We start from the raw sequence: 7,270 nt of genomic DNA on the forward strand, positions 1-7,270 counted from the left end.
GCCGTGCGTCCCCCTATTGTGCGCCAGCCCCGAGAGCCCCTAGACGATTTCCGTGTCGAGGACCTCGGGCGTGGCCGGGGGGCCCTCGTCGAGCACCCTGCGCAGCAGCTCGGCGAGCTTGGTCGGATACACCGTCTCATGTGCCTCGGTCAGTTCCCGGCACGTCCACCAGCGCGCTCCGGCGACGCTGCGCCGCTCCAGGTCCGTGAGCCCCGTGGCGGCCGTGGCCGTCTGGGTCGTACGGGCAAGGAAGTACCACTCGTCCTGGTCCCAGCGCCGTCCCGCGAACGGGAACGAGCAGATCCGCCGCCACAGCACCGGGCCCAGTTCGACCTCTGTGATACCGGTCTCCTCCACGAGTTCCCGCAGAGCCGCCTGCTCCCGGGTCTCGTCGCCCTCCAGACCGCCGCCCGGCGTGAACCACCAGTCGTCCGAGGGATCGTCCGGCTCATGGCCGTGCAGCAGCAGGACGCGGTCCCGCGGGTCGAGCAGTACGACCCGGGCGACCTTGCGCAGCCCGCCCCGATACGCGTCCTCGCCCCGGTCCGTCGCCTCAGCGGGCACCGGCGGGCTCCGTGCGCGTACGGGAACGGCCCACCCTCTTGGCGACGGGCCCGTAGGCAGCGCCGCCCAGCACGAGCACGGTTCCGGCGATCACCAGGGCGACGATCGTACGGAGCGGTCCCGGCTGGGACAGGGCACCCAGCGTCTCGAAGCCGGTGGGGCGCTCGAGCATGCCGTTCATCGGCCAGGCGACGGCGTCGACCCGGGCCGTCACGGCGCCGACCGCGACGGTGCCGCCTGCCGCGTCCGTCAGGTGAGCGGTGGAGTCCAGGGAGCCCTGCCGCTCGTCACCGAGCAGGAACAGCCGCCCCTTCGGGACCTTCACGGCCGGGAAATCCGTGATCTCGGCGAGGCTTCCCTCGGACAGATACGGTTCGTCGATCTGCTTGCCGTTGACGGTCAGCTTGCCCTTGGTGCAGCAGGAGACCGTGTCTCCGCCCACGGCGACCACACGCTTGACCACCGACGCGTCGGTGACCCAGGTCTTGTCCTTGAAGACGACGACGTCACCCCGGCGGATGTCGCTCCCGTCCATGCGCTGGGCCAGCACGCGATCGCCCACGTTGATCGTCGGCGACATCGAACTCGTGGGGACGGTGTAAGGCAGATAGACCACCGCTCCCCAGGCGAATCCGCCGAGGAACAGCACCAGGCCCAGCGCGACCGCCAGTCCGGACAACCGCTGTCCAGCCTTGCTGCCCACCGGGCCCTTGCCTGCGCCGCCGCTGCGCGGGGCCGTACGTATTGCGCTCTCGCCACCCATGGGTCCGCACCTTACCCGGGGGTACGGTCCGGGGTCAGCCCATGGCCAGGATCACGATCACCGCCCGGGAACGGAATGTGAGGGACTCGTGTCGTCCACCCGTCCGCCCGTCCGCCCGTCCGCCTGCCCATTCGAACACCCGAACACCCGCGCTCCGCGGAAACGAGCGGGGCCGGCCGGTCCGGAGGAATCCGGACCGGCCGGCCCCGAAGGCCGAGACGCGTCTCAGTCGTCCTTGGACGCCTTGCGCCTGCGTCGCACCAGCACGAGCGGCACCGCGCCCACGAGGGCCACGGCACCCGGCGAGCCGACCGCCGCGGCCGCCTTGTCGTTCAGGCCGGACTGGTCGAAGGTGTCCGGGACCGGCAGGGTGCCCCAGCGGTTGATGGGCCAGGCCTTGACGATGGCACGGCCGACGACCTCGTTCACCGGCACCATGCCGTGGTGCTTGTCCGCCTGGTTGTAGCGCGAGTCCCGCGAGTTCTGGCGGTGGTCGCCCATCACCCAGATCATGCCCTCGGGAACCTTGACCTTGAACTGGCCGCCGTCCTCGTCCTGGCTGCACGGGGTGTTGCCGGCGTACACGTACGCGTCCTCGCTCAGGGCCTTGCCGTTGACGGTCAGCGGGCCGGTGCCGTTGCACTGGACCGTGTCGCCGCCGACGCCGATGACCCGCTTGATGAGGTCCTTCTCCTCGGCGGACGGCATCAGGCCGATCCAGCTGAGGAACGTCTGCAGAGCGTTCGGGTTGGCCGTGGGCTCGCCCGCCAGCCAGTTGTCCGGGTCGTGGAAGACGACGACCTCACCGCGCTCCGGCTCCGAGCCGAACCACGGGGTCAGCTTGTCGACCAGGACGCGGTCACCCTGCTGGAGGGTGTTCTGCATCGAGTCCGAGGGGATCGAGAACGCCTGCACCAGGAACGTCTTGATGATCAGCGCGAGCACCAGGGCGATGCCGATCAGGATCGGCAGTTCCTTCCAGAACGAACGCTGCTTCGTGGACTTCGGGTTCCGCTCGGCGCGCCCGGTCGAGGCGTCCCCGTCCTCGGAGCCACTCCCGGAACCCGAACCGTCCTCTACGGCAGGGGCAGCCGCATCGTCGGGTCGCTCCGGCTGACCTTCCGGACCTTCGTGTCCGGACCGTGCGCCGACCGCCACATCCCCCACATCCACTCCTCACTCCGTGCCGCCGCCCGCGCCGTATTCGGCGCAGGCCCACCACTCCCATAACGAGCGGGAGTTCCGCAGGGCTCGGGAGCGGGATCAATCCGTCTGGATCCGCAGGGGCCACCCTATGCGACAGAGGGAGAGCGGAGGTCGACCCTCCAGGCGCGTCGGCGACCGTCGAGAAAGTGCTCGGCTCCTGCAGACGGGTCCAGTGACCGATGGGCCAACCGATGATCATCGCCCGGCCCACGATCGACTTCTGGGAGACGGTACCGCTGAACTTGTCGGTCCTGTGGTAGCGGGAGTCGGCGGAGTTGCCCCGGTGGTCGCCCAGCACGAACAGACGGCCTTCGGGCACCTTCACCTCGAAGGCGAAGTCCGACGGTTTGTCGCCGGCGTAGATGTACGGCTCGGTCAGGGGTGTGCCGTTCACGGTCACCCGGCCCTGCGCGTCACAGCACTTGACCGTGTCGCCGCCGACCCCGACGACCCGCTTGATCAGGTCCTTCTCGTTGTCGGACGGCAGCAGGCCGATGAAGGTCAGCCCCTGCTTGAACTGCTTGACGACCACGGGGTCGTCCTTCTTCTTGGTCTCCTCGGCGGTGAGCCAGCCTCCGGGGTCCTTGAAGACGACGACGTCACCGCGCTTGGGCTCGGAGCCGAACCAGGGGGTGAACTTGTCCACCAGGACGCGGTCGCCGATCTGGATCGTGTTCTCCATGGAACCCGACGGGATCACGAAGGCCTGCACCAGGAAGGTCTTGAGGACCAGGGCTATCAGCACGGCGACGCCGACGAGGAGGGGTATCTCCTTGACGGTCGAGCGCCGCCTGCGCCGCTTGATCTTGCGGGCGAGCTTGCGCCGTTCGACCCGGCTGGGCCGGGCGGCGCCCCCGGAGGCGCGCCGGGAGCCGGTGGGCAGCAGGTTGTCGGCGGCGCTGGCGGAGACCCCGCGCGCCCGTCCGCGGTTACCCATGGGCACCTCCGGCCGCGGGCACCCGCGCATAGGCGTCGGGACGCGTCAGCCGGGTCCAGTGGCCCGCGGGCCAGGCGATCCAGTCGGCCCTGCCGATGACGTCACCGACGGGGACCATGCCACCGCCGGGCGAGCCCAGATGGTCACGGGAGTCACGGGAACGGCTGCGGTGATCACCCAGCAGGAAGAGGGACCCCTCGGACACGACGATGTCGAAGGGCGCGTCGGACGGGCTGTCACCCCGATGGAGAAATGTCGACTCGTCGACCGATCGGCCGTTCACTTCGAGTCTCCCCTCCTTGTCGCAGCAGACCACGTGGTCTCCCCCTACCCCGACGACGCGTTTGACGTAGTCCGCGTTCCCGAAATAACCAGTGCCGTCGAACACGACGACATCGCCCCGCTGCGGCTCGGAACCGAAACGGTACGCCAACTTATTTACGAGAACGCGGTCGCCGATCCTCAATCCGGACTCCATGGAGCCGCTGGGAATTTCGAACGGCTGCATCACGAAGCGGCTGACCAGCAGCAGAAATATCAGACAGACCAGCACGGTCAGGGTGATCCGGCCCCCGGGGAGCCAGTCGGCGACGCGGTCGGCGAACGCAGAACGCGACCGCCCCTCCGGCCCCGCTGTGTCCGAGATCTCCTCGGAAGCGGAAGGGCGGGAGGAGCGGTCGCGCTCCACATGCTGTGCTTCGGTGTCCATCGGGGCCAGATGCTATCCGGCCTCCATGTGACGCCTTCTTACTGGCTCGGTCGCCGGCGGATCGCCGCGGCGGCGCGAGATCAGTTGTCGCGCTTCTCCTTGATCTTCGCGGCCTTGCCGCGCAGCTCACGGAGGTAGTACAGCTTGGCGCGACGCACGTCACCGCGGGTGACGAGCTCGATCTTCTCGACGATCGGGGTGTGCACCGGGAAAGTGCGCTCGACGCCGACGGAGAACGAGACCTTGCGGACCGTGAAGGTCTCGCGGACACCGGCACCCTGGCGGCGGATGACTACGCCCTTGAACTGCTGCACACGGGAGCGGTTGCCCTCGATGACGCGGACGTGGACGTTGACGGTGTCACCCGGGCGGAAGGCCGGGACGTCGGTGCGCAGCGACGCGCTGTCGACAGTGTCGAGCAGGTGAGACATTTTGTCTGCTTCCTTCGCTGATGCCACAGGTCATCAACGGGAGAGGGGGTTCGAAGATGATGCTGCCTCGTCGGGACGGGCGTCGTGTCCCCCTGTGGCAGGGGCGCACGCCGGACGACGTAGAGCAGCGGCCTATTCTTCCACGGCCTCGGGCCTGCGCCCAAATCGGCCGTCGGGGCCCGGCTGCCAGCCCAGGATCGAGAGCATCTCGCGGTCCTTCTTGTCGAAGGCGGAGGGGTCGCAGCGCTCGATGAGGTCGGGCCGGTTCGCCACTGTGCGGCGCAGGGCCTCGTCGCGGCGCCAGCGGGCGATCTTCCCATGGTGGCCGCTGACCAGCACCTCGGGAATCTCGCGGCCGCGCCACTGCGGGGGCTTGGTGTAGACCGGGCCCTCCAGGAGGTTGGCCATGGCCCCGGGGGCGAAGGAGTCGTCCCGGTGCGACTCGGCGTTGCCGAGGACACCCGGCAGCAGCCGGGCCACGGCCTCGGTGACGACGAGGACGGCCGCTTCGCCGCCGGCGAGGACGTAGTCGCCGATGGACACCTCGTAGACGGGCATCCTCGTCGCGTACTCGTCGATGACGCGGCGGTCGATGCCCTCGTAGCGCGCGGGCGTGAACACCAGCCAGGGGCGCTCGGAGAGCTCGACGGCGAGTTCCTGGGTGAACGGGCGTCCGCTGGGGGTGGGGACCACCAGGACGGGCCCGTGGGAGCCCGTCTCGTAGCCGTCCGCCAGGGCGGAGTCCAGGGCGTCGCCCCAGGGATCGGTCTTCATGACCATGCCGGGGCCGCCGCCGTAGGGGGTGTCGTCGACCGTGTTGTGACGGTCGTACGTCCACTCCCGGAGATCGTGCACATGCACGTTCAGCTGTCCACGCGCGCGTGCCTTGCCGACGAGCGAGACGTTGAGGGGGTCCAGGTACTCGGGGAAGATCGTGACCACGTCGAGCCGCATCAGGCGTCGGCCCCCGCGGCGTCCTGGTCGCTCCCGGCGGAGCCGTTCTCCGCGTCCCTGGAGGAGACGACCTCCGCCTGGTCGTCGATCAGCCCGGGCGGCGGGTCGATGACGGCCCGCTGCTCCTCGAGGTCGATCTCGACGACGATCTCCTCCACGAACGGGATCAGCACCTCGGTCCCGTCCGCGCGCTCCACGACGAACAGGTCCTGGGAAGGCAGGTGCGAGATCTCGGTGATGCGTCCGACCTCGGCGCCGTCCTTGGTGACCACGTCCAGGTCGATCAGCTGGTGGTCGTAGTACTCGTCCGGGTCCTCCGGCGTCTGCTCCGGGTCGACCTCGGCGATCAGCAGGGTGTTGCGCAGCGCCTCGGCGGCGTTGCGGTCCCGTACGCCTGCGAAGCGCAGCAGAAGACGGCCGCTGTGGACGCGGCCCGTCTCGATGGTCAGCGGTCCGGTGGAGGCCGGATCGGTGAGCAGGACGGCACCGGGCCCGAGCCTGAGCTCCGGCTCGTCGGTGCGGACCTCGACGGTGACCTCGCCCTTGATGCCGTGGGCGCGGCCGACGCGAGCGACTACCAGCTGCACTGTGCTTGATCTCCTGTCGTGTGCCGACGGCCATGCTTCATGGACGACTGCGGGTGCGCGGACGCCCACGGGTGCGCAGGGATCCACGCGGTCCGTGGCCGCCTGCGGGGGTTCGCAGACGACTACGGGCCGGGGACGGCTCGTAAGCCCTCCCCGGCCCGAGCCGGTGCTGCCTGTTACGTCAGCGGACGTGATCCACGTCGACGAGGTCGACGCGGACACCGCGGCCGCCGATGGCGCCCACGACGGTGCGCAGAGCGCGTGCGGTGCGGCCGTTGCGGCCGATCACCTTACCGAGATCGTCGGGGTGCACCCGGACCTCGAGAACGCGCCCGCGGCGCAGGTCGCGCGAGGCGACCTGCACATCGTCGGGGTTGTCGACGATGCCCTTCACGAGGTGCTCGAGAGCCTCCTCGAGCATGCTCAGGCCTCGGTCGACTCGGACTCGGCCGGAGCCTCGTCCTTCTTCTCAGCCTTCTTCTTCTGGGTGATGGCCTCACCCTTGCTCGCGTCGTCGCCACCGAGGGCGTCGAACAGCGGGCGCGCGGCCTTCGGCTCGGCAACGAGCAGCGGAGCCGGGGCCGGCAGGCCCTTGAACTTCTGCCAGTCGCCGGTCAGCTTCAGGATGGCGAGCACGGGCTCGGTCGGCTGCGCGCCGACACCCAGCCAGTACTGCGCACGGTCCGTGTCGACCTCGATGCGCGAAGGGTTCTGTACCGGGTGGTACAGACCGATCTCCTCGATGGCCCTGCCGTCACGGCGGGTACGGGAGTCGGCGACGACGATGCGGTAGTGAGGCGAACGGATCTTGCCCAGACGCTTCAGCTTGATCTTGACTGCCACGGAAGTGGTGTCTCCTGGTCTTGACGGGGTTGGACACGACGAGATGGCCGCGTGGGGTTGCGGTACCCGAGTGTCCGATGGACGCGTCAGCCGGAGGAGAGAGGGGTCCTATGCGGCTGTCGAGTACAGCTAGCCATTCTGCCACATCCTGCGGACCGGCCGGACCGAGGGTGCGCGGGCCCATGGCTGACGGGCACCCGGCGTCATGCGGCACTATCTGCTCGACCAGGTGGACGCGCAGCTCGTCAAAACGCGGGAGTCACTGGGTGTTTCGCA

9 protein-coding genes and 1 pseudogene are annotated in these 7,270 nt (G+C 69.2%); all 10 read right to left on the bottom strand.

Annotated elements, in window-relative coordinates; translation table 11 throughout:
* Positions 1-39 precede the first annotated feature (39 nt).
* Positions 40-564, bottom strand: coding sequence for an NUDIX hydrolase (locus tag ACWD68_RS37630; RefSeq protein WP_451810962.1), 525 nt, complete (start codon positions 562-564; stop codon positions 40-42).
* Positions 554-1,327 carry a signal peptidase I gene (lepB, locus tag ACWD68_RS37635; protein WP_451810963.1) on the bottom strand — a complete coding sequence of 258 codons (774 nt, stop codon included), beginning with the start codon at positions 1,325-1,327 and terminating at the stop codon, positions 554-556. Before lepB (ACWD68_RS37635) ends, ACWD68_RS37630 begins: the two co-directional genes overlap by 11 nt.
* Positions 1,328-1,552: 225 nt before the next feature.
* Entirely contained in the window at positions 1,553-2,494 is a 942-nt protein-coding gene (lepB, locus tag ACWD68_RS37640) for a signal peptidase I (protein WP_451810964.1), read from the bottom strand.
* A gap of 277 nt (positions 2,495-2,771) precedes the next feature.
* Positions 2,772-3,500, bottom strand: a pseudogene (gene lepB / locus ACWD68_RS37645) (signal peptidase I); the annotation flags it as partial.
* Positions 3,463-4,179 carry a signal peptidase I gene (lepB, locus tag ACWD68_RS37650; protein WP_451810965.1) on the bottom strand — a complete coding sequence of 239 codons (717 nt, stop codon included), beginning with the start codon at positions 4,177-4,179 and terminating at the stop codon, positions 3,463-3,465. The pseudogene lepB (ACWD68_RS37645) and the gene lepB (ACWD68_RS37650), both read right to left, overlap by 38 nt.
* Before the next feature lie 80 nt (positions 4,180-4,259).
* Positions 4,260-4,610 carry a 50S ribosomal protein L19 gene (gene rplS, locus ACWD68_RS37655; protein WP_007493339.1) on the bottom strand — a complete coding sequence of 117 codons (351 nt, stop codon included), beginning with the start codon at positions 4,608-4,610 and terminating at the stop codon, positions 4,260-4,262.
* Positions 4,611-4,742: 132 nt separating this feature from the next.
* Complete coding sequence (trmD, locus tag ACWD68_RS37660; RefSeq protein WP_451810966.1) at positions 4,743-5,564, bottom strand: tRNA (guanosine(37)-N1)-methyltransferase TrmD; 822 nt, start codon at positions 5,562-5,564, stop codon at positions 4,743-4,745.
* A complete protein-coding gene (rimM, locus tag ACWD68_RS37665) occupies positions 5,564-6,151 on the bottom strand; it encodes a ribosome maturation factor RimM (RefSeq protein ID WP_451810967.1) in 588 nt (195 codons plus the stop codon). Before rimM ends, trmD begins: the two co-directional genes overlap by 1 nt.
* A gap of 181 nt (positions 6,152-6,332) precedes the next feature.
* Positions 6,333-6,572 (bottom strand): RNA-binding protein, encoded by a 240-nt coding sequence (locus ACWD68_RS37670; protein ID WP_005479813.1) that lies wholly within the window; start codon positions 6,570-6,572, stop codon positions 6,333-6,335.
* A gap of 2 nt (positions 6,573-6,574) precedes the next feature.
* Positions 6,575-6,994 (bottom strand): 30S ribosomal protein S16, encoded by a 420-nt coding sequence (gene rpsP / locus ACWD68_RS37675; RefSeq protein WP_451810968.1) that lies wholly within the window; start codon positions 6,992-6,994, stop codon positions 6,575-6,577.
* Positions 6,995-7,270 lie beyond the last annotated feature (276 nt).

The organism is Streptomyces sp. NPDC005141 (assembly GCF_053599975.1).